Origin of the sequence: Massilia eurypsychrophila (genome assembly GCF_002760655.1) — a bacterium.
Lineage (GTDB): Bacteria > Pseudomonadota > Gammaproteobacteria > Burkholderiales > Burkholderiaceae_D > JAFCUW01.
Window position 1 is genome coordinate 1 of sequence record NZ_PDOC01000091.1, and the last position, 563, is coordinate 563.

At 61.5% G+C, this 563-nt stretch carries 1 pseudogene; it reads right to left on the bottom strand.

Going from position 1 to position 563, the window contains the following annotated elements:
* Positions 1–471: pseudogene (locus tag CR105_RS27500) on the bottom strand (group II intron reverse transcriptase/maturase); the annotation flags it as partial.
* Positions 472–563: the final 92 nt, after the last annotated feature.

Below are 563 nucleotides of genomic sequence, written 5' to 3' on the forward strand. Positions count from 1 at the left end.
GCCCGGACGGAAACCATAACTGTGCTCGCTAAATGTGGGATCAAGAATTGGTTGCAGCACTTGGAGCAGTGCTTGCTGGATCAGCCGATCCGTCACCGTCGGGATGCCAAGCTCGCGCTCGCCACCGTCGGGCTTGGGGATCGTCACCCTGCGTACCGGGCTGGGCCGATACGTCCCCGTCAGCAGTTGTTCACGTATCTCCGGCCAGGCTACGGCCAGATAGCGCGAGGTTTCGTCGATGTCCCGACCATCCACCCCGGCTGCGCCCTTATTGGCGCGCACACGCTTGAACGCTTGCAGCAGGTTCTCTCTTCTCAATGCGGCCCGCAGCAGCATTGATCCTGCGTCTCCTGACACATATCGCGGACAGCAAGCTTCGTCGCTGGAAGTTGCAGCCAAGGCTACACCCTGACCTACGGCCTCCCGCCCCGCTGACGCGGGCATCTGACGCTTTGCCTGTTGTATCGACATGCCGGACAACACTCCTACTCGTTCGGTCCTTCGTCGGTGGGGTCGAGCCTTCCCGGCGCTACCACCAACTACTATGACCTCTGCTGAGACCC